The sequence below is a fragment of the Acidovorax sp. 35-64-16 genome (genome assembly GCF_002281195.1).
In the GTDB taxonomy this organism is placed as follows: Bacteria; Pseudomonadota; Gammaproteobacteria; order Burkholderiales; family Burkholderiaceae_C; genus Acidovorax; species Acidovorax defluvii.
On sequence record NZ_NCFM01000007.1, the window covers coordinates 43,565 to 64,202 of the forward strand.

The following is a 20,638-nucleotide window of genomic DNA, read 5'->3' on the forward strand; positions in this document are numbered from 1 at the left end:
GTGCGGGGCGCGTCGCCGGGTTGTTAGCGCAATCCTTTATGCCTGTCGGACCGGCGAACGGGGCGGCCAAGCGCAAAAAAAACCTGCCTTTGGGGGCAGGCTCAGTCCAGGGCGCAACAAGCGCGCGTCACTGTGGCTGCGGTTTGACGCCCAGCAGTTCGTCCTTGAGCTTCCAGTCGGCCGGCGTGTTGCCAAACCAGATGGACATCAGGGCGCGATAAAAGGCAGGGTCCTTGAAAGGCTCGGCCTGCAACTTGCCCTTGGCGTAGACGCTCAGTCCTTTGGCGGGGTCCCATTCGAGTGAGCAGACATCGCCGGGCGCAAACGACTTGTTGGCCGCAAAGATGTCTCCCATTTTGATCATGCCGGGAATGATCTTGGAGAGATCCTGCTTGCTCACGTTGTCTTCCATGCCGCGCGTCAGCAACTTGCCAAACTCTGTAGAGTTGATCTCACGCAAAAACGTCATGGACAGCCGCTTGGGGCCGGGGGCCGCAATCAAATCGTCCAGGGACGATACCGGGCGCGTCGTGTAGAGGTCACCCACATACACCTTGAACGGGCCTTTGTAACGGATACCAGCGCCGTTGAGTTGCAGTCTGGCGCCGTTGATGGTGACGGAATCCTCCACCTTGACGCCTGCCAGTTCAACCGCAACGGCGGCCGTGGCTGCCGAGCCCCAGCACAGGCCGGCGGCGAGAAAAAGGGCATGCAATGTTGTGCGCATAAGAATCCTCAAAAAAGCACGGCCGTTCATTTAATGCAACAAATTGTGCGCTTGCGCAGGGTGGCGTACATCGGGGTTTTCCCAGGGAATGTGCCCGCCAAGATCGCCATGCGTTGTCGTCGGCCCGCAGGCGCGCATTTGCTACACTTTGGCCCATGTTCATACACCACGTGTTCATTACAGGTTGCAGCGACCGGGGAGCCTGGCCCTGGCGTAAGCCTGTCTTTTTGAACGCCTGATGGCACCTGGGCCTCTTTCCCAGCGTGCACCCGTGGCCCCGCCGGGGCCTGTCGAATGAACAGCGGCGCTTTGTACAACGCGCTGCCTCAGCTGGGAGCTCTCCCCGTGATCACGGAACTTGAATTCAAAAGCCTGGCCGGTGAAGGCTATAACCGCATCCCGCTCATGGCGGAAGCCTTTGCGGACCTTGAAACCCCGCTCTCGCTTTACCTGAAGCTTGCGCACAGCAAAGACGGCGGCAAGCACAGTTTCTTGCTGGAATCGGTGGTGGGCGGCGAGCGGTTTGGCCGTTACAGCTTTATTGGTCTGCCCGCCCGAACCTTGTTGCGCGCCAGCGGTTTTGGTGCAGACGCCAAAACCGAGGTGGTGACCGACGGCCAGGTGGTGGAAACCGCGCGCGGCAACCCGCTCGATTTCATTGAGAGCTACCAAAAGCGCTTCAAGGTGGCCCTGCGCCCGGGCCTGCCGCGCTTTTGTGGTGGCCTGGCGGGTTACTTTGGCTATGACACGGTGCGCTACATCGAAAAAAAGCTCGAAACCACCTGCCCGCCCGATGCGCTGGAAACCCCCGACATCCTTTTGCTGCAGTGCGAAGAGCTGGCTGTTATCGACAACCTCTCGGGCAAGCTTTACCTGATCGTCTATGCCGATCCGGCCCAGCCCGAAGCCTATGGGAAGGCCAAAAAGCGGCTGCGCGATCTCAAGGACCAGCTTAAATACTCGGTGAGTGCCCCGGTGGTCAAAGCCACCGAAAACCACCCCGCACAGCGCAGCTTTGCCAAGGCCGACTATCTTGCGGCCGTGGACCGGGCCAAGGAGCTGATTGCCGCCGGTGATTTCATGCAGGTGCAGGTGGGCCAGCGCATCCACAAGCGCTACACGGAAAGCCCCCTGAGCCTGTACCGCGCGCTGCGCTCGCTGAATCCCTCGCCGTACATGTATTTCTACAACTTTGGAGATTTCCATGTGGTGGGCGCCAGCCCCGAGATCCTGGTGCGCCAGGAGCACACCGATGCAGGCACCAAAGTCACCATCCGGCCACTGGCTGGCACACGCCCGCGCGGTGCCACGCCCGAGAAGGACAAGGCCGCCGAGGTGGAACTCATCAACGACCCGAAAGAGCGTGCCGAGCATGTGATGCTGATCGATCTGGCGCGCAACGACATCGGGCGCATCGCCCAGACGGGCACCGTCAAGGTGACCGAAGCCTTTGTGGTCGAGCGCTACAGCCACGTAATGCACATCGTGAGCAATGTCGAAGGACTGCTGCACGAGGGCATGACCAGCATGGACGTTCTCAAGGCCACCTTCCCGGCAGGCACCCTCACAGGCGCGCCCAAGGTGCATGCCATGGAGCTGATTGACCAGCTCGAACCCGTCAAGCGCGGGGTGTACGGCGGTGCCTGCGGTTACCTGAGCTATGCGGGCGACATGGACGTGGCCATCGCGATCCGCACCGGCATCATCAAGGACGGCACCCTGTATGTGCAGGCGGCTGCTGGCGTGGTGGCCGACTCGGTGCCCGAGCTGGAGTGGAAGGAAACCGAACACAAGGCACGCGCACTGCTGCGTGCCGCCGAACTTGTCGAGGAGGGGCTGGAATGACCCAGGCCATCAACAACGTGCAGCATTGCACAACCATGGACGATGTGCGTCGCCACATTGATGCGCTGGACGACGTGCTGGTGCCCTTGCTGGTCACACGCGGCGGCTACATGACCCAGGCCGCGCGCATCAAGCAGGATGCATCGCAGGTGCGCGATGAAGAACGCATCCAGGCCATCGTGGACCGCGTGCGTGCACGCACCCAGATCGAGGGTGGCGAGCCCGACGTGATGGAGGCCATCTACCGCAGCATGATGGAAGCCTACATTGCCCACGAGCACCGCGAGTTCGCGCGCCTGCGCCAGACCGCCACACAGGAAGGTTGAAGCCATGAAACTCCTGATGGTCGACAACTACGACAGCTTCACCTACAACATCGTCCAGTATTTCGGCGAACTCGGCGCGCAGGTGGAGGTGTTTCGCAACGACGAAATCACCGTGGCCGACATCCAGGCGCGGCTCAACGCCGGTCAGCTCGATCGCCTCGTGATCTCGCCCGGCCCCTGCTCGCCCGCCGAGGCGGGCATTTCGGTGGCGGCCATTCAGCACTTTGCCGGCAAGCTGCCAATTTTGGGCGTGTGCCTGGGCCACCAGGCCATCGGCGCGGCCTTTGGCGGCATCATCGTGCGGGCCCAACAGCTCATGCACGGCAAGACCAGCGTCATCACCACCACGCAAAAAGGCGTGTTTGCCGGGCTGCCAGAAAAGTTCACGGTGAACCGCTACCACTCGCTGGCCATCGAGCGCGCCACCTGCCCCGAGGTGCTGGAGGTAACGGCCTGGACCGAAGACGGCGAGATCATGGGCGTGCGCCACAAAACGCTGGCCATCGAAGGGGTGCAGTTTCACCCCGAGAGCATCCTCACCGAGCACGGCCACGCCATGCTGCGCAACTTCCTGGAGCAGCGCAGCACCTGAGGGCCGCGTTTGGCACCGCGCCGGGCAGCGGCACTGTCTGCGCTCTGGGTGTGTCAAGGTACTTTAATTTTGATAGCTGCTGGCGCTTATCCTATAAGCACCAGAGCCCTAAAAGACACTATTTTTGGCAGAGGCCCCATGTCCATCACCCCCCAGGAAGCGCTGCAGCGCACCATTGAGCACCGCGAAATCTTTCACGACGAAATGCTGCACCTGATGCGCATGATCATGCAGGGTGAGCTCTCGCCCGTCATGCTGGCGTCCATCGTGACCGGTCTGCGCGTGAAGAAGGAAACCATTGGCGAAATCACCGCCGCCGCGCAGGTGATGCGCGAGTTTTCCACCAAGGTGCATGTGCAGGACACCACGCACATGGTGGACATCGTGGGCACTGGCGGCGACGGTGCCAACACCTTCAACATCTCCACCTGCGCCACCTTTGTGATCGCGGCCGCCGGCGGCAAGGTCAGCAAGCATGGCGGGCGCAGCGTGTCCAGCAAAAGCGGCAGCGCCGATGCCATGGAGGCCCTGGGCATTCACATCAACCTGTCGCCCGAAGCCATTGCCCGGTGCATTGCCGAGGCGGGCATCGGCTTCATGTTCGCGCCCAACCACCACCCCGCCATGAAGAACGTGGCGCCCGTGCGCAAAGAGCTGGGCGTGCGCACCATCTTCAACATCCTGGGTCCGCTGACCAACCCCGCGGGCGCCCCCAACATCCTCATGGGCGTGTTCCATGAAGACCTGGTGGGTATCCAGGTGCGTGCCCTGCAGCGCCTGGGCGCGCAGCACGCGCTGGTAATCTATGGGCGCGACGGCCTGGACGAGATCAGCCTGGGTGCCTCCACCCTGGTGGGTGAACTCAAGGACGGCGCCATCCGCGAATACGAAGTGCACCCCGAAGACTTTGGCCTGGCCATGAGCAGCACCCGTCAGTTGCGCGTGGAAACCCCCGAGCAGTCGCGCACCATGATGCTCGACGTGCTCCATGGCAAACCTGGCGCGGCCAGTGACATCGTCTGCCTCAACGCCGGTGCCGCGCTGTATGCCGCTGGCGTGGCCAGCTCCATCCCCGACGGCCTGGCCCGCGCCCGCGCAGCCCTGACATCGGGCGCGGCACTCGCCAAACTCGATCAATTGGTAACGCTCACCCATTCACTGGGAGTCTTGTAATGGAAACATCTATCTGGAACTACCCCGGCACCTGGGTCTGGCTGGGTATCACGGCCGTGATGGTGGTCGGTTTTGTGCTGTTTGCGCTGGCCCTGCACCGCACGCTGCGCCGCCCCCCGGCTGAGACCAGCGCCCCACAGCCGTCATCGTCAAAGCCCGCCGCGCCAGGCGCCTCGGCTGCCACCCCACGGCCGCAAGACCACCAGACACCATGAACGATGTTCTGAAGCGCATCGTCGCGCGCACCCCCGCGCCGACGGCCTGATCCCGGACGCGCACCATGTGGCAGGACCCTGGTACCTGGATCGCATTGGGCGTCTCGGCGCTTTTCGTCGTGGCCGGGTTCGTCATGCACCGGGTTTTTATGCGGGTGCTCAAGACGCCGGAGCCTCCGGCAGTGGATGCCGATCAGTCGGTGCCGCCAAAGGATGCGCCTTGACACCGCTACCACCCCGCCTTCCGATCAGGCCCACATCCCTGCCGGTGTGGGCCGGGATGCTGGCCATGCAGCCAAGGGTATGGCTGCCCGAAAAGCTGGAGTCGGCTGCTTCCAGACGCGAAATCATCCTGACGACTGCGCTGTCGGGTTTGTTTTGCAGCGCATCCGTGTTGTGGATGACCGGTCTGAAAGAAGGCCCCGCATTTTGGGTTGTTGCGCTCCTTTGCACGGGTTTGATCGTGCTGGCGATGCATCTGCAATGGCGGGGCAGGCAGGCGCGCCGGGGTTGGGTCGTTGATTTTCAGCAGGGCAGCCTGACACCGGTAGGTCTTGCCCAACGCGAGCGCATTCAAATGGACCCTGCCCAATACAGCCTGGGTTGCTACCCGGCCGCCACCAGAGAAACGGGGGCATCCTTCTTGCTGGAACTGCGGCATGTTCGCCGTGGACCTGTGGCCGCATTGACCTTGGTGCATCTGACCTCCCGGCCGTTTCAGCGCAACCTGCGCATTCTTGACCGCTGCGTGGACACGCTGGCAGAGCGCCTGCGGATCCGCCGCTCGGGCGCGCCACTGCTCACGGGTACAGACGTGCCCCATGCCCATTGACCATTCCACCATTTCCCTCTTAAACCATGTCTGACATCCTGAACCAAATCGTCGCCGTCAAGCACGAAGAAGTCGCCGCCGCCCAAAAGCGCCTGCCCCTGGCCGCCATGCGCGCCGACGCCGAGAGCCGCGTGCTCACGCGCGACTTTGAAGGCGCGCTGCGCGCAAAAATCGCCAAGGGCCAGGCGGCGGTGATCGCCGAGATCAAGAAAGCCAGCCCGAGCAAGGGCGTGATCCGCGCCGACTTCATTCCGGCCGACATTGCCCAAAGCTACGCCGACGGCGACGGCAAAGTGAGCGCGGCCTGCCTCTCGGTGCTGACCGACAAGCAGTTTTTTCAGGGCAGCGTGGACTACCTCAAACAGGCGCGCGCCAGCTGTCAGCTTCCTGTGCTGCGCAAGGACTTCCTCGTGGACCCGTACCAGGTGTACGAGGCCCGCGCCATGGGTGCCGACGCCATTTTGCTGATCGCCGCCTGCCTGGATGATGCCCAGATGGCAGACTTCGAGGCCATCGCGCGTGGGCTGGACATGGCCGTGCTGGTGGAGGTGCACGACCGCGCCGAGCTGGAGCGGGCGCTCAAGCTCAAGACGCCGCTGATCGGCATCAACAACCGCAACCTGCGAACCTTCGAGGTCACGCTGGACACCACGCTGGGCATGCTCGCCGACGTTCCCAAGAATCGCCTGCTGGTCACCGAGTCCGGCATCCTGAAGCCTGCCGACGTCAAAACCATGCGCGATGCCGGCGTGCACGCCTTCCTGGTGGGCGAGGCCTTCATGCGCGCCCCCGAGCCGGGGCTGGAGCTGGCCAAGCTGTTTGCTTGAAATTAACTTCCCCAGAGTCGCCTTCCCCCCGCTCTCGCATCGCTGGGGGCATGGGGACGCCACCCGTGCGGCGGGGCGGCACTTGCACGGTGGCCGCTGGCCTGGGCTGCGTCAGTGCCGGGGATCGCGGGTGTTGCAGAACGGGGGGCGCCATTGACTGCAAAAGTTATAGCTGCTCGCGCTTGCTGAATAAGCGCTGGAGGCCGATTTGACTCAATTTTCTGTACTGAACGACGCCGCACTGGCGCCGACGCAACTGCTAAGCGCTGACCCCGCCGACTGGCCCGTGGCGCCGGGCTGGCAGCCGCTGGTGCAGGCATTCTTTGAGGGAGCGGTGGGCGGCAAGCTGCGGTCTTTCCTGCAGGCGCGGCTCGAGGCCGGGGCCGTCATTTTTCCGCCGCGCCCGCTGCGCGCGCTGGAACTCACGCCGCCCGACGAGGTGCGCGTGGTCATCCTGGGGCAGGACCCGTACCACGGCCGGGGCCAGGCCGAGGGGCTGGCGTTCTCGGTGGCACCCGGCGTGGCGCTGCCTCCGTCGCTGCGCAACATCTTCAAGGAACTGCAGCGCGACCTGGGCACGCCGCCGCCCGCGTTTCCGCTGCCCGGCGGCAGTCTGGTGAAGTGGGCGACGAGCGGCGTGCTGCTGCTCAACACGACCCTCACGGTGGAAGAAGGCCAGCCCGCCAGCCACGCGGGCAAGGGCTGGGAGGTACTGACCGACGCCGTCATCCGCCATGTGGCCGAAGGGCCGCGACCGGTGGTGTTCATGCTCTGGGGCGCGCATGCGCAAAGCAAGCGCGCCGTCATTCCTGCGGACCGGGGGCACCTGGTGTTGTGTGCCAACCATCCCTCGCCGCTGTCGGCGCTGCGGCCGCCGGTGCCTTTCATTGGCTGCGGGCATTTTGGATTGGCGCGGGGGTTTCGGGAGGGGCAGGTTGAGGGCTGATTTCGTGCTTTGCGCTTGATGGGTCTGCGGTTTTAGCTATGTTTTTATAGTTTTTGCTGTGCTCTTAAGGGCGAGACCCGGCCCCCGCACTCGGCAAAGGCACACTACAAGCTATAAAAACAATAGCTACTAGCGCTTTATGTATAAGCGCCAGCAGCCAAATAGGCTCAAATTGTCAGCCCGCACCGCCCTCAAAACCGCGGCAACTCCGGGTGCTTGATCTGCCCGCCCCGCACCAGCATCTTCCCGTACTCCGCACACCGGTTCAGCGTGGGGATCACCTTGCCGGGGTTGAGCAGGCCGGCCGGGTCGAAAGCGTATTTCAGGCCAAACATCTGCGCGTTTTCTTCGGCGCTGAACTGCACGCACATGCTGTTGAGCTTTTCCACCCCCACGCCGTGCTCGCCCGTCACCGTGCCTCCCATGGCCACGCTGGTTTCCAGGATGTCGGCGCCAAACAGCTCGCAGCGGCGCAGTTGGTCGGCGTCGTTGGCATCAAACAAAATCAGCGGGTGCAGGTTGCCGTCGCCCGCGTGGAACACGTTGGCGCAGCGCAGCTGGTATTTTTTCTCCATCTCCTGGATGGCCAGCAGGATGTCGGCCAGGCGCTTGCGCGGGATGGTCGAGTCCATGCACATGTAGTCGGGGCTGATGCGGCCGCTGGCTGGAAAGGCGTTCTTGCGCCCGCTCCAGAAACGCAGGCGCTCGGCTTCGTCGCGGCTGACCGAGATGGCGGTGGCGCCCGCAGCGCGCAGCACCTCGCTCATGCGGCCGATTTCTTCCTCCACCTCTTCGGGGGTGCCGTCGCTTTCGCACAGCAAGATGGCTTCGGCCGTCAGGTCGTAGCCTGCGTGCACAAAGTCTTCCACGGCGGCCGTCATGGGCTTGTCCATCATCTCCAGCCCGGCGGGGATGATGCCGGCGGCAATGACGGAGGCCACGGCATCGCCCGCTTTGCGCACGTCGTCAAAGCTGGCCATGATGCAGCGCGCCAGCATGGGCTTGGGGATGAGGCGCACGGTGACCTCGGTGGTGACGGCCAGCATGCCCTCGCTGCCGATCACGGCGGCCAGCAGGTCGTAGCCGGGTGCGTCGAGCGCCGCGCTGCCAAATTCGACGGGTTCGCCTTCCACCGTGAAGCCCTTCACTTTGAGCACGTTGTGCACCGTGAGGCCGTATTTGAGGCAGTGCACGCCGCCCGAGTTTTCAGCCACGTTGCCGCCGATGGTGCAGGCGATCTGGCTGCTGGGGTCGGGCGCGTAATACAGGCCATAGGGCGCCGCCGCATCGCTGATGGCCAGGTTGCGCACGCCGCACTGCACCACGGCCGTGCGGCTTTCGGGGTTCAGGTCGAGAATGCGGTTGAAGCGGGCCAGCGACATCGTCACGCCCATGGCGTGCGGCATGGCGCCGCCCGACAGGCCCGTGCCCGCACCGCGCGCCACCACGGGCACCTGGAGCTGGTGGCACACCTTGAGCACGGCCTGCACTTGCGTCTCGGTTTCGGGCAGGCACACCACCAGCGGGCGCTGCCGGTAGGCGGTGAGGCCATCGCATTCGTAGGGCGTGGTGTCTTCGCTGTGCCAGAGCAGGGAATGCTGGGGCACCACGCGGGTGAGGGCCTGCACGACTTCAGCCTGGCGCGCAGAGCGCTCGGCGGGCGAAGGGGCGGCAACGGACATGCTGTCGGTGTTCATGGTCGCCACTGTAGGGGATGGGGACGGGCGGGGTGTGAGGTTTTCTGCAGGTGTTTGTGAAAAATACCGAAATGCTCACTAATTGATAGCTTCTAGCGCTTGATGGACAAGCGCTGGGGCTGATTTTTGCCTGAACTTGGTGGAGGAGGGCGCGGCTCGGGCGAGGGCAGCCGAGCAAGGGCCGCCCCGCAGCGAGGGCTGCGTCCCCCTTCCCGGCGCAGCCGAGAGAAGGGGGAAGGCGCCAAAGGCGACTCAGGGGGATGCCTCTACTCAGGGGGATGCCTCTACTACGCCATGGTCTTGCGCAGCCACTCGGCAAACGCGGCGCACTCCCAGCGGTCCATGGTGCCGGTGCGCCAGCACAGGTAGTGCGCGTGCGGGCTGGCGGTGTCGGTGGCAAACAGGCGCACCAGCGTGCCGTTTTCGAGCCAGGGCGCGCCCAGCTTGAGGCGAACCAGCGCCACGCCCATGCCGGCTGCGGCGCCGTCGCACATCAGGCCGATGTCGTTGAACTGCGAGCCCTCGCTGGGCTCGGCCCAATCGAGGCCGGTGGCGGCAAACCAGGTGCGCCAGGGCTCCAGCGGGCTGCGCAGCAGGGGCACGCCTTCCAAGTCTTCGGGCCGCTCGAACGGCCCGTGCTCGCGCACGAAGGCGGGCGAGGCCAGGGGCGTGACCACGTCGCGGGCAATCTCGACATGCTCCACGTCGGCATAGTGGCCCGCGCCAAAGCGCACCATCAGGTCGGCATCTTCGGCCACCACGTCCAGCAGCGGAATGGACACCTGCAAGGCCAGGTCGATCTCGGGGTAGGCCTCGGTGAACTGGCGCAGGCGCGGGATGAGGATGGTGCGTGCGAACGTGGGCGTGACTGCCAGCTTGAGCCGCCGCCGCCCCGGCGCCGCTGCCTGGCCCGGAAACCGCTGCAGCGCGCCCAGCCCCTCGCGCACATGGGCCAGGTAGGCGCTGCCCTCGGTGGTCAGCGAAAAATCAGCGCGGCCAAACAGCCGCACTCCCAGGATCTGCTCCAGCTGCTTGACCCGGTGGCTCACGGCGCTGGGCGTGACACACAGCTCTTCGGCCGTCTGCGTCACGCTGCGCAGGCGGGCCAGGGCTTCAAACGTCAGCAGGCACTGGATGGGCGGAATGCGCCGCGCCGCGCTGCTGAGGAAAGAGGACGGTGCTGCCGTGGCCATTTAGCAAACCCCTGGAATGTGTGCTGCCCGTGGCGCCTGAGACAGGCCCGGCTCAAGCGAAGGCCGCCGCGCAAGGGCCGCCATGCCGCGTAGGAGGCGTTTCACTGGCGTGCACTGGCGGCGTCCCCCTGCCTGCGGCGCGCAGCGCCGCGAGAGCGGGGGGAAGGCGCGAAGCGACTCAGGGGGGTGTTCCATATCTCTAGCGGAAGATCACGGTCTTGTGGCCGTTGAGCAGCACGCGGTGCTCGCTGTGCCACTTCACGGCGCGCGCCAGCACCTGGCTTTCGGTGTCGCGGCCGCGGGCCGTGAGGTCTTCCACGGTGTCGGTGTGGTCGGCGCGGGCCACGTCCTGCTCGATGATCGGGCCCTCGTCGAGGTCGGCGGTGACGTAGTGGGCTGTGGCGCCGATGAGCTTCACGCCACGGTCATGTGCCTGGTAATACGGCTTGGCACCTTTGAAGCTTGGCAAGAAGCTGTGGTGGATATTGATGGCCCGTCCGGCTAGTTTTTGACAAAGATCAAGTGAAAGTATCTGCATGTAACGAGCCAGCACCACCAGTTCGGCCCCTTCGGCCTCGATAATCTCGTACTGTTTGGCCTCGGCCTGCGCCTTGGTGGTGCCGGTGAGGGGAATGTGGTGGAACGGCACGTTGTAGCTGGCTGCCAGTTGGTAGAAGTCGCGGTGGTTGCTGATGATGGCGCGGATGTCGATGGGCAGCAGGCCGCTCTTCCAGCGAAACAGCAGATCGTTCAGGCAATGGCCTTCCTTGCTGACCATGAGCACGGTTCTGACGGGCTGGGCCGTGGCATGCAGGCTCCAGCACATCTGGTGGGGCTCTGCAAAGGTGGCCAGGCGGGTCTTCAGGGTGGCGTGGTCGTGCTGGTCGCAGGCAAACTGCACCCGCATGAAAAACAGGCCCGTGGCGTTGTCGTTGTATTGGGCGGCTTCTTCGATGTTGCCGCCATGCTCCAGCAGAAAACCGGAGACGGCGTGCACCAGCCCCAGGCGGTCGGGGCACGAGAGAGTAAGGATGTAAGCGTGGGTCATAGCTGTGCCATTGTCGCAGCAAGGCCCGCAGGTGCTGGAATAAGGAACTTCATGTACATCCCGTGTTTCGTTGCGAAACTCACTCCCTGGTGGGGTGTGGTGCTGTACCTCGCCTTTGGCGTTGCATGGGTGTTTGCGGGAGATTCGTTGTTGGCCCAATGGTCTGGCACGCCCGAGCAGATTGCGCATTTTCAGACCTGGAAGGGTTGGCTGTATGTGCTCTTCACCAGTGCCCTGGCTGGCTGGCTGCTGGCGCGCATGCGCAAGGTGGAGCGGCAACGCTCGGCGGTGGCGCGGCAACGCTCGGCGGTGGCGCGCGAGCTGGCGCAGATAGTGCACCACGCGCCGGTGGGCATGGCGCGCGTGGCACTGGATGGGCACATTCTCTGGGCCAATGGCTGCCTGTGCAGGATGCTGCGCATGGATCTGGCGCAGTTGCAGACTCTGAATTTCCGCAAAACCGTGCTGGCTGACGACCCGAACCACGCCGCGCAGCAGCTGGCGCGCTTGCTGGCGGGCGAGATTGACCACTACCTGGGGCCGAGGCACTTCATCCGGCCGTCTGACGGGCATGTGGTGCATGTGCTCAACACGGTGACCTACGTGCCCGAGGAGGGCGACGAACCGGCCCACCTGGACTGCGTGTTGCAAGAAATGGGCGAGATCCAGGCCGCGCGCACCGCCCTTGAGCGCAGCGAGACGCGCCTTCGCCTGGCGGTCGAGGGCAGCGGCAGCGGCATGTGGGACCACGACCTGGCGCGGGCCCAGACCGTGTATTCGCCCACCGTGGCGCGCATGGTGCATTACACGGGCGACGATTTCTCCCGTGATTTCCGCATGCGCGAGCGCCTGCACCCCGACGACAGCGAGCGCGTACGGCTGGCCCTGCAATACGCCCTGACCTCGGGCGAGCCGTTCGTCGAGAAGCTGCGGTTGCAGTGCTTTGACGGCAACTACCGCTGGTTCATGGCACGCGGGGTGCGTCATCTGAGCGATGCGGGGCAGCCTGAGCGCTTTTCGGGCATCCTGACCGACCTGACCCGCGAGCGCCAGATCGATGAGCGCCAGCGGCTCGCCGCCACCGTCATGGAGAACATGAGCGAGGGGGTGATCGTGACCGACACGAACAACCGCATCCTTTCGGTCAATGCCTCGGTCACGCGGTTGCTGGGCTACACCGAGGAAGAACTGCTGGGCAAGACGCCGCGCGTCTTCAAGTCGGATCGGCACGACCGGGCGTTTTACCAGGCGATGTGGGAGTCGATGAAGCGCACCGGCCGCTGGCAGGGCGAAATCTGGAACCGGCGCAAGAACGGCGAGGTGTTTCCGGAACACATGTCCATGAGCGTGGCGCGCGATGCCGCTGGCACGGCAACGCACTATGTGTGCATGTTCACCGACATCTCCGACGAGAAGGCGCAACACCAGCGCATGGAGTATCTGGCGAACAACGATGCGCTCACCGGCCTGTCCAACCGCCTGTGGTTTTGCGGGCAGCTGGAAGACGCGGTAGTGCAGGCCCGCGGCAACGGCGAGCGCATGGCCGTGCTGCAGCTCAACCTCGACCGATTCAAGGACGTGAACGACAGCTATGGCCATGCCATTGGCGACCAGGTGCTCAAGGACATCGCCCGCCGCGTGCAGGCGGCCATGCGGCCGGGCGACCTGCTGGGCCGCATGGCGGGTGACGAACTGGCGGTGGTGGCACGCCATCTGCGCCACGCCGACGGCGCTGCAGCGGTGGCGCGCCAGTTGATCGCGGCGGTGGCCGAGCCCTGGCGATCTCCCGAGGGCTTTGAAGTGGTGGCCGGCGTGAGTGTGGGCATCTGCATGTTTCCCGAACATGCGGCCACGGCCCAGACCCTGTTGCAGGGCGCCCATGCCGCCGTTTATGGGGCCAAGGCGCTGGGGCGCGGGGCCTGGTGTTTCTATACCGAGGAAATGACCCAGTCGGCGCGCGACCGGCTGGCGCTGGAGTCGCGCCTGCGCCTGGCGCTGGCGCACGGGCACATGGTGCTGCATTACCAGCCGCAGATCGACATCGCCACGGGGCGCATCGTGGGCGCCGAGGCGCTGGTGCGCTGGAACGACCCCGAGGAGGGCCTGATTCCGCCAGGCCGCTTCATCCCCGTGGCCGAGGTCTCGGGCATCATCGGCCCCCTGGGGGAATGGATCATCGGCGAGGCCTGCCGCCAGGGGCAGCGATGGCGCGAAGAAGGGCTGCCCGCGCTGACGGTGGCGGTGAATGTGTCGCCGCGCCAGTTTCAGCTGACCGATCTGGTGGGCTGCACCGCGTCGGCGCTGAGAGAAACCGGATTTCCTGCCGCGATGCTGGAGCTGGAGATCACCGAGAGCGCGCTGGCCGAGCGCGAAGACGAGGCGTTGCTGACCATGCGGCGCCTGCGCGACCTGGGTTTGCGGCTGGCGGTGGACGATTTCGGCACCGGCTATTCATCGCTGGCGCAGCTCAAACGGTTTCCCATCGACGTGCTCAAGATCGATCAGGGGTTTATTCGCGACATTCCGCAAAGCTCGGACGACATGGCTATCAGTGCGGCGATCATCGCTATGGGCCACAGCATGGACCTGCGGGTGCTGGCCGAGGGGGTCGAGACGGCAGAACAGCTGGCCTTTCTGCGCGAACGCGGCTGCGACAGTTACCAGGGGTATTTCTGCAGTCGCCCCGTGCCGGCCGAGTCGTTTGCCGCCCTGGTGCGGGCGCAGCAGGCCCGGTAAATAGAGGGCGGCACGCGCGGCTGGGCTTGCCTGCGGGGCGTGCCGGTGCGGGCTAATTCGGCAGGCGCAGCACCTCGCACGCGTCGTGCGGCGGCAGGGGCGCTGTGGTGACGACGATATCTGCTCCTGTTATTGTAGCTGCTTGCGCTTTATCAGTAAGGGCTGAAGCCACTTTTGATATTAAATTGGTTGGCCAATGGCTTGGAATTCCCCTGTGGCGCAGCACATGCTCGCCACCGGCCACCAGCAGCACGGTCTGGCCGGGGCTCACCGCTTCCAGGGCTGTGAGGGCCATGCTGGCGTCGCGCGCGATCTGGATGCGTGCCATGGCGGGCAGTCGCGCCGCGGGCAGCAGGCCGCAATGGCCGTCCTGAAGGGCATCGAGCAGTTGCTGGCGGGCGGATGCGGCAAGGTGGTTGTCCCAGCGGATCTCCTGCGTGGCCGCGGCCATTGCGCTGCGCGGCAGGTTGCCCCCCAGCACGGGCACCCCGGCGCGCACGGCGGCCATGGTCACGGGGCCGTAGGCGGACCAGGGCCATGCCGCGTCGTTCCATTGCAGGGCCGACTGCACCTGCGCTTCGGTGGCGTCGCGCGCCAGCGCTGCGGTGGAGTGCCCGCGCTCGGCCATTTCCAGCACCACGGCCGCCAACCGCCCGCGCGCCGCCAGCCACTGCACGGTGTCGCGCTGCAGGCGCTGGTGGTCCGGGGCGTCGTGCTGCTCGCCCAGCAGCAGAACGTCGGTGGGCAGTGCGCTTTCAAGCTGCGCGGGCCACTGGGCAGAGGGCACTACGGCGGGGTGGCTGGCGCAGCCAGCCAGGGCCAGGGCCGCGATGGCGGCTCCCAGGCGTGTGTTGAATCGGGGAAAAGCAGGCAGCATGGAGCCATGCTACGCGCCCTGCAATTGATTCGCATCAAGACAAGGGTGGGACACCCTTCCTACACTGCGCCCATGCGCACCAAGTCCCCGCTGACCTTCAAGCTGCTGGCCATGGGCGGAGGGTTCCTGCTGGTGGCCATGGCTTCCATCGGGTTGACGCTGTGGGTGGCCTGGCAGCTCGAGGGCGGGGCTGCCGCCGTCAACGAAGCCGGGCGCCTGCGCATGAACATGCTGCGCATGGTGCTGGTGCAGCAGACCGAGTCGCCTGAGGATGTGCAGATGCACGCGCGGCAGTTTGACGCCAGCCTGGAGTTGCTGCGCACGGGCGATCCCTCGCGCCCCCTGTTTGTGCCCTGGGGGGCAGACACGCGGGTGCGCTTCGAGGAAATCCGCGCCACCTGGGGAGGCATACGCAAGGAATGGGCCATTGGCTTGCCGCCAGACCGAGCCCGCTCACTGGCCCAGGCCGACAGCTTTGTGCAGAAAGTGGACGGCTTTGTCGAGGCCATCGAAATCCAGATTGCGGGCTGGACCGCCGTGCTGCATCTCTTTCAGCTCGTCATGATGGCGGTGGCCATTGCCGCTGCGGTCACCTTCATGGCGGTGAGCTATCTGCTGGTGCTCAATCCGGTGTCGCAACTGCAGCAGGCGCTGGCGCGGTTGCGCCAGGGCGAGTGGGGGACGAGGTTGCCGGTAGAGACCGATGACGAATTTGGCCAGCTCGCCGCGGGGTTCAACCAGATGGCCCAGTCGCTGCAGGTCTCGCACGAAGGCCTGGAGCAAAAGGTGCGCGAGAAGACCGCCAGCATTGCCGTGCAGAACCAGCGCCTGGCGGCGCTTTACGAGGTCAGCGCGCTGGCCTCCACGGCAACCGGGCTGGAGGCGCTGGCGCAGGGCTTTGTGCAGCAGATCCGCAGGGTGGCGGGTGCTGATGCGGCCGCGGTGCGCTGGTCGGACGAGGCCAATGAACGCTACGTGCTCCTGGCCGGCGACGGCATGCCGCGCATCATGACCGAGGAGGAGCATTGCCTGCACACGGGCGCTTGTATGTGCGGCCAGCCGCAAAGCCATGCACGCACCCGGGTCATCCCGATCATGGCGGCCACCACGCTCGCGTTTCCGCACTGCCGCGACGCCGGTTTCCAGACCATGGTGGCTGTGCCGGTGCAGATGCAGCAGCGGTTGCTCGGCGAGGTCAACCTGTTTTTTCGCTCTCCGGTGGAGCTGACCGACGAGGTGCGCGATCTTCTGGAAGCCATGACGCGCCACCTTGCCAGCGCCATGGAGGGCCTGCGCGCCAACGCCCTGGAGCGCGAGGCCGCCGTATCGGAAGAGCGCAGCCTGCTGGCGCGCGAGCTGCATGACTCGATTGCGCAGTCGCTGGCTTTCCTGAAGATCCAGACGCAGCTGCTGCGCGATGCTGTGGCCAAGGGCGACCTTGTGGCGCGCGACCGCAGCATGGGCGAGCTCGATGTGGGCGTGCGGGAGTGCTATTCGGATGTGCGCGAACTGCTGGTGCACTTTCGCACGCGCACCAGCGAAGAAGACATCGAGGCGGCCCTGCGTGCCACCTTGTCCAAGTTCGAGCACCAGACCGGGATCGCCGCCACGCTCACCATGGCAGGACATGGCCTGCCGCTGGCACCCGATGTGCAGATCCAGGTTCTGCACATGGTGCAGGAGGCCTTGTCGAACGTGCGCAAGCATTCGGGGGCGACCCGGGTGGAGCTGCGCGTTTATCGGCATCCCCGCTGGCGCTTCGAGGTGCAGGACAATGGCGTCGGTTTTGATGTGGGGGCGGTGCCGCCCGACTCTGTGCACGTCGGCCTGGGCATCATGCGCGAACGCGCACACCGCATCGGCGCGATGGTGCAGGTCGAGTCGACACCGGGTGCGGGCGTGCGCGTGTGCATCGAGCTTCCCACCTTGTCCGCCGCGCAGGAACCCCGAGAAATGCCTGTGCCCGCCATTGCCCATTGAGTCGATTGAGTCCATTGATGCCTATGCCTGATTTGCCGCCTGTGACGTTGCTTGTCGTGGATGATCACAACCTGTTTCGCCGTGGCCTGGTGGCCTTGCTGGGACAGGACCCCGGTCTGAAGGTGGTGGGCGAGGCGGGCGATGCCGCGCAGGCGATGCGTCTGGCACCCGCACTGCGCCCGGATGTGATCCTGCTCGACAACCATTTGCCCGGTGTGACGGGGGTGGACGCTATTCGGGGCTTGCGTGAAGTGTCCCCAGCCTCGCGCGTACTCATGCTGACCTTGAGCGAAGACGCGCAGGATCTGTCAATGGCGCTGCGCAATGGCGCACAGGGCTATCTGCTCAAGACCATCGACGGGGATTTGCTGGCGCAGGCCATTCGCCGCGCTGCTGCCGGAGAACCCGTGGTCAGCCCAGAGTTGATGGGCAAGCTGGTGGCCGCCTTCCAGTCGCAGGGGGTGCCGGAGGTGGACGCCCTGGAGTCGCCTCTGCCAGGCAAGGCGCAATCGGAGACGGCCCCCGGCGCGGCAGGGTCGAGCACGCCGCTGTCGCCGCGCGAGGAAGACGTGCTGCGCGAGATTGCCCGGGGCTCCAGCAACAAGGAGATCGCGAGGGCACTGGACATTGCCGAGACCACGGTGAAGATCCATGTGCAGCACATCCTGCGCAAGCTGGGCCTGAGCTCGCGCGTGCAGGCCGCCGTGTACGCCTCGGATCGCCAGCGGTAGGCCGCACCCTCTGTTTTCTACTCCCTCGTAGTTCTTTCGAACTATGGTGCTGCAATCCCCTCGTCCTTTTTGCCCTGCTGACACATCCTGAAGAGGGATAGGCAAAACCCTGCCTTCGCGGGACGATGCATGCCATACAGGAACAAGAGGGAATGTCCATGGCAAACGCATCGCTTTCGGCGGGCGAAAGTCCGCAACGCACCCGGCAGGCTTGGTCTGTGCTTTTGGTAAGCACCTTGGCCTTCACCGTCTGCTTCATGGTGTGGATGATGTTCGGGGTGATCGGCATCCCGATCAAGAAGATGCTCAACCTGAGCTCCACGCAATTCGGCCTGCTCACGGCCATGCCGGTGCTCACCGGCTCGCTGGTGCGCGTGCCACTGGGCATCTGGACCGACAAATTTGGCGGCCGGATCGTCATGACCGTGCTGATGGCACTCACCGTGCCGGCGATCTGGCTCATGAGCTATGCCACCGAGTATTGGCACTTCCTCACGATTGGCCTGTTTGTCGGGCTGGCGGGTGGTTCGTTCTCGGTGGGCACGCCTTATGTGGCGCGCTGGTTCCCCAAGAACCGGCAGGGCATGGCGATGGGGGTGTACGGCGCGGGCAATTCGGGCGCTGCCGTGAACAAATTCGTGGCGCCGGTTCTATTAGTGGCTTTTGGCTGGGCCATGGTGCCGCAGGTGTACGCAGCCATCATGCTGGGTACCCTGGTGCTGTTCTGGCTGTTCAGCTACAGCGACCCGGCCCATCTGGTGCCCAGTAACGTCAAGTTCACCGACCAGCTCAAGGCGCTCAAGGACCCCAAGGTCATCAAGTACTGCCAGTACTACAGCATTGTGTTTGGTGGTTACGTGGCCCTGTCGCTGTGGATGGTGCAGTACTACGTGGGCGAGTACGGTCTGGACATCCGTGTGGCGGCGCTGCTGGCGGCCTGCTTCTCGTTGCCCGGCGGTGTGCTGCGCGCCATTGGCGGCGTGCTCAGTGACAAGTATGGCGCCCACAGCGTCACCTGGTGGGTGATGTGGGTGAGCTGGATCTGCCTGTTCCTGCTGAGCTATCCGCAGACCGATTTCACCATCCTCACGGTCAATGGCCCCACCACGTTTCACATCGGTTTGAACGTCTATGCCTTCACCGCGCTGATGGGGGTGCTGGGCGTGGCTTTTGCCTTCGGCAAGGCCAGTGTCTTCAAGTACATCAGCGATGACTATCCAAAAAACATTGGCGCCATCAGCGGCATCGTGGGCCTGGCGGGTGGTCTTGGTGGCTTCGTGCTGCCCATCATGTTTGGCGCCCTGATGGACTTCACTGGCGTTCGTTCCAGCGCCTTCATGCTGATGTATGGCGTGGTCTGGGTTTCGCTGATCTGGATGTACTTCACCGAAGTGCGCCGCACCGATGTGATGGACCCGGCAAGTGCTTCGGCGCAGCAAGCCGTCCGCTAAATTTTTAAGGTATCACCATGTCTGCCAACCAACACAGCAGCGGCCGCCAGGGGCGTCTGCTCACCATCTGGGCCCCCGAGGACAAATCGTTCTGGGAGCGGGAGGGCGAAGCCGTCGCCAAGCTCAACCTGTGGATCTCGGTGCCTGCATTGTTTCTGGCCTTCGCCATCTGGCAAGTCTGGAGCGTTGTGGCCGTGAGTCTGCCGGGACTGGGTTTCAAATATTCCACCAACCAGCTGTTCTGGCTTGCCGCGGCGCCTGCGCTCAGCGGCGCCACGTTGCGCATCTTTTACTCGTTCATGGTGCCGCTGGTCGGTGGCCGTCGCTGGACATCGATATCCACTGCTACCTTGCTCATCCCCGCCATTGGCATTGGCTACGCGGTGCAGGACAACACCACCAGCTATCCGACGATGCTGGTGCTGGCGCTGCTGTGTGGCCTGGGCGGTGGCAATTTCAGCTCCAGCATGGCCAACATCAGCTTCTTCTTTCCGAAAGAACGCAAGGGCTCGGCCTTGGGGGTGAATGCGGGCCTGGGCAACCTGGGCGTGTCGGTGGTGCAGTTTTTGAGCCCGCTGGTGGTCACGGCAGGCATCTTCGGCATTTTTGGTGGCGATGCTCAGACGATCGTGAAGAACGGCCAGACCGTGCAGGTGTGGACACAGAACGCCGCCTTCATCTGGGTGCCATGGATCGCGCTGGCTTCGCTGGCCGCATGGTTTGGCATGAACGACATTGCCGACGCCAAGGCGTCGTTTGCCACGCAGGCCGCCATTTTCCGGCGCAAGCACAACTGGCTGATGTGCGTGCTGTACCTCGGCACGTTCGGCTCGTTCATTGGCTATGCCGCCGGGTTCCCCTTGTTGATCAAGAGCCAGTTCCCCAGCATCAATCCGCTGGCCTATGCTTGGCTGGGGCCGCTGGTCGGTGCTGTGGTGCGGCCTTTTGGCGGCTGGCTGGCAGACAAGCTGGGTGGCGCGCGCGTCACGCTGTGGAACTTCATCGTCATGGCGCTGGCCGTGGTGGGTGTCACGTTCTTCCTGCCCTCGGCGGGAAATGAAGGTCAGTTTGCAGGCTTCTTTGTGTGCTTCCTGGTGCTGTTCCTGACCACGGGGATCGGCAACGGCTCCACCTTCCGCATGATTCCGGTGATTTTTCTGGCCGAAGCGATGCAGGGCGTGGACCGCAACAATGCCGCCGCCGTTGCCCAGGCCAACAAGGAGGGCAACACCCTGGGTGCCGCCACCCTGGGGTTCACGGCCGCCATGGCCGCCTACGGTGGCTTCTTCATCCCCAAGAGCTACGGCAGCTCCATTGCGCTGACGGGTGGTCCCGAAGCAGCGTTGTGGGCCTTCGTTGCCTTCTATGTCATCTGCATTGTGATCACCTGGTGGTACTACGCCCGCAAGCATGCCGAGATGCCTTGCTGACCGCCCACCGAA

19 protein-coding genes are annotated in these 20,638 nt (G+C 64.6%); 14 read left to right on the forward strand and 5 right to left on the reverse strand.

Annotated features, from left to right (window positions below):
• Positions 1-127: 127 nt before the first annotated feature.
• The gene (locus B7Y64_RS07610) at positions 128-727 is read right to left on the reverse strand and encodes a chalcone isomerase family protein (RefSeq protein ID WP_291325709.1); all 600 of its coding nucleotides are present in this window, start codon (positions 725-727) and stop codon (positions 128-130) included.
• A gap of 345 nt (positions 728-1,072) precedes the next feature.
• Between B7Y64_RS07610 and trpE the strand changes: the two genes are divergently transcribed.
• From trpE to B7Y64_RS07655, 9 genes are all read left to right on the forward strand, one after another.
• Entirely contained in the window at positions 1,073-2,572 is a 1,500-nt protein-coding gene (gene trpE / locus B7Y64_RS07615; RefSeq protein WP_291328615.1) for an anthranilate synthase component I, read from the forward strand.
• Positions 2,569-2,898 carry a chorismate mutase gene (locus tag B7Y64_RS07620; RefSeq protein WP_024813193.1) on the forward strand — a complete coding sequence of 110 codons (330 nt, stop codon included), beginning with the start codon at positions 2,569-2,571 and terminating at the stop codon, positions 2,896-2,898. Before trpE ends, B7Y64_RS07620 begins: the two co-directional genes overlap by 4 nt.
• A gap of 4 nt (positions 2,899-2,902) precedes the next feature.
• Entirely contained in the window at positions 2,903-3,490 is a 588-nt protein-coding gene (locus B7Y64_RS07625) for an aminodeoxychorismate/anthranilate synthase component II (protein ID WP_291327005.1), read from the forward strand.
• 138 nt (positions 3,491-3,628) lie between these two features.
• Positions 3,629-4,663, forward strand: a complete 1,035-nt coding sequence (gene trpD, locus B7Y64_RS07630) for an anthranilate phosphoribosyltransferase (RefSeq protein WP_024813191.1) — start codon at positions 3,629-3,631, stop codon at positions 4,661-4,663.
• Complete coding sequence (locus B7Y64_RS07635; protein ID WP_111866321.1) at positions 4,663-4,878, forward strand: hypothetical protein; 216 nt, start codon at positions 4,663-4,665, stop codon at positions 4,876-4,878. Before trpD ends, B7Y64_RS07635 begins: the two co-directional genes overlap by 1 nt.
• A gap of 65 nt (positions 4,879-4,943) precedes the next feature.
• Positions 4,944-5,102, forward strand: a complete 159-nt coding sequence (locus B7Y64_RS07640) for a hypothetical protein (protein WP_291327003.1) — start codon at positions 4,944-4,946, stop codon at positions 5,100-5,102.
• Positions 5,099-5,710 carry a hypothetical protein gene (locus B7Y64_RS07645; RefSeq protein WP_291328617.1) on the forward strand — a complete coding sequence of 204 codons (612 nt, stop codon included), beginning with the start codon at positions 5,099-5,101 and terminating at the stop codon, positions 5,708-5,710. Before B7Y64_RS07640 ends, B7Y64_RS07645 begins: the two co-directional genes overlap by 4 nt.
• 26 nt (positions 5,711-5,736) lie before the next feature.
• The gene (trpC, locus tag B7Y64_RS07650; RefSeq protein ID WP_111866317.1) at positions 5,737-6,537 is read left to right on the forward strand and encodes an indole-3-glycerol phosphate synthase TrpC; all 801 of its coding nucleotides are present in this window, start codon (positions 5,737-5,739) and stop codon (positions 6,535-6,537) included.
• 226 nt (positions 6,538-6,763) lie between these two features.
• Positions 6,764-7,483 (forward strand): uracil-DNA glycosylase, encoded by a 720-nt coding sequence (locus tag B7Y64_RS07655; protein ID WP_291327009.1) that lies wholly within the window; start codon positions 6,764-6,766, stop codon positions 7,481-7,483.
• Positions 7,484-7,674: 191 nt separating this feature from the next.
• On the opposite strand, the gene B7Y64_RS07660 is transcribed toward B7Y64_RS07655, so the two are convergent.
• The 3 genes from B7Y64_RS07660 to purU form a co-directional block, all read right to left on the reverse strand.
• Positions 7,675-9,180, reverse strand: a complete 1,506-nt coding sequence (locus B7Y64_RS07660; RefSeq protein ID WP_024813184.1) for an FAD-linked oxidase C-terminal domain-containing protein — start codon at positions 9,178-9,180, stop codon at positions 7,675-7,677.
• A 287-nt stretch (positions 9,181-9,467) separates the two neighbouring features.
• On the reverse strand, positions 9,468-10,373 hold the full coding sequence (locus B7Y64_RS07665) for a LysR substrate-binding domain-containing protein (RefSeq protein ID WP_291326999.1): 906 nt from the start codon (positions 10,371-10,373) through the stop codon (positions 9,468-9,470).
• A 199-nt stretch (positions 10,374-10,572) separates the two neighbouring features.
• Positions 10,573-11,421, reverse strand: a complete 849-nt coding sequence (purU, locus tag B7Y64_RS07670) for a formyltetrahydrofolate deformylase (protein ID WP_111866313.1) — start codon at positions 11,419-11,421, stop codon at positions 10,573-10,575.
• 51 nt (positions 11,422-11,472) lie between these two features.
• On the opposite strand from purU, the gene B7Y64_RS07675 reads away from it, so the two are divergent.
• Positions 11,473-14,157 carry a bifunctional diguanylate cyclase/phosphodiesterase gene (locus tag B7Y64_RS07675; RefSeq protein ID WP_291328619.1) on the forward strand — a complete coding sequence of 895 codons (2,685 nt, stop codon included), beginning with the start codon at positions 11,473-11,475 and terminating at the stop codon, positions 14,155-14,157.
• A gap of 52 nt (positions 14,158-14,209) precedes the next feature.
• Here the strand turns inward: B7Y64_RS07675 and B7Y64_RS07680 are convergent, their stop codons facing one another.
• On the reverse strand, positions 14,210-15,034 hold the full coding sequence (locus B7Y64_RS07680) for a ChaN family lipoprotein (RefSeq protein WP_291326998.1): 825 nt from the start codon (positions 15,032-15,034) through the stop codon (positions 14,210-14,212).
• 72 nt (positions 15,035-15,106) lie between these two features.
• Between B7Y64_RS07680 and B7Y64_RS07685 the strand changes: the two genes are divergently transcribed.
• The 4 genes from B7Y64_RS07685 to B7Y64_RS07700 all read left to right on the forward strand — a co-directional run bounded on the left by B7Y64_RS07685 (position 15,107) and on the right by B7Y64_RS07700 (position 20,626).
• Positions 15,107-17,014: a type IV pili methyl-accepting chemotaxis transducer N-terminal domain-containing protein gene (locus B7Y64_RS07685; RefSeq protein WP_291326996.1), complete on the forward strand. Its 1,908-nt coding sequence runs from the start codon at positions 15,107-15,109 to the stop codon at positions 17,012-17,014.
• A gap of 17 nt (positions 17,015-17,031) precedes the next feature.
• Positions 17,032-17,745, forward strand: a complete 714-nt coding sequence (locus tag B7Y64_RS07690) for a response regulator (RefSeq protein ID WP_291328621.1) — start codon at positions 17,032-17,034, stop codon at positions 17,743-17,745.
• A gap of 158 nt (positions 17,746-17,903) precedes the next feature.
• Positions 17,904-19,196 (forward strand): nitrate/nitrite transporter, encoded by a 1,293-nt coding sequence (locus tag B7Y64_RS07695; RefSeq protein WP_291327099.1) that lies wholly within the window; start codon positions 17,904-17,906, stop codon positions 19,194-19,196.
• A gap of 17 nt (positions 19,197-19,213) precedes the next feature.
• Positions 19,214-20,626 (forward strand): NarK family nitrate/nitrite MFS transporter, encoded by a 1,413-nt coding sequence (locus B7Y64_RS07700; RefSeq protein ID WP_291327097.1) that lies wholly within the window; start codon positions 19,214-19,216, stop codon positions 20,624-20,626.
• Positions 20,627-20,638 lie beyond the last annotated feature (12 nt).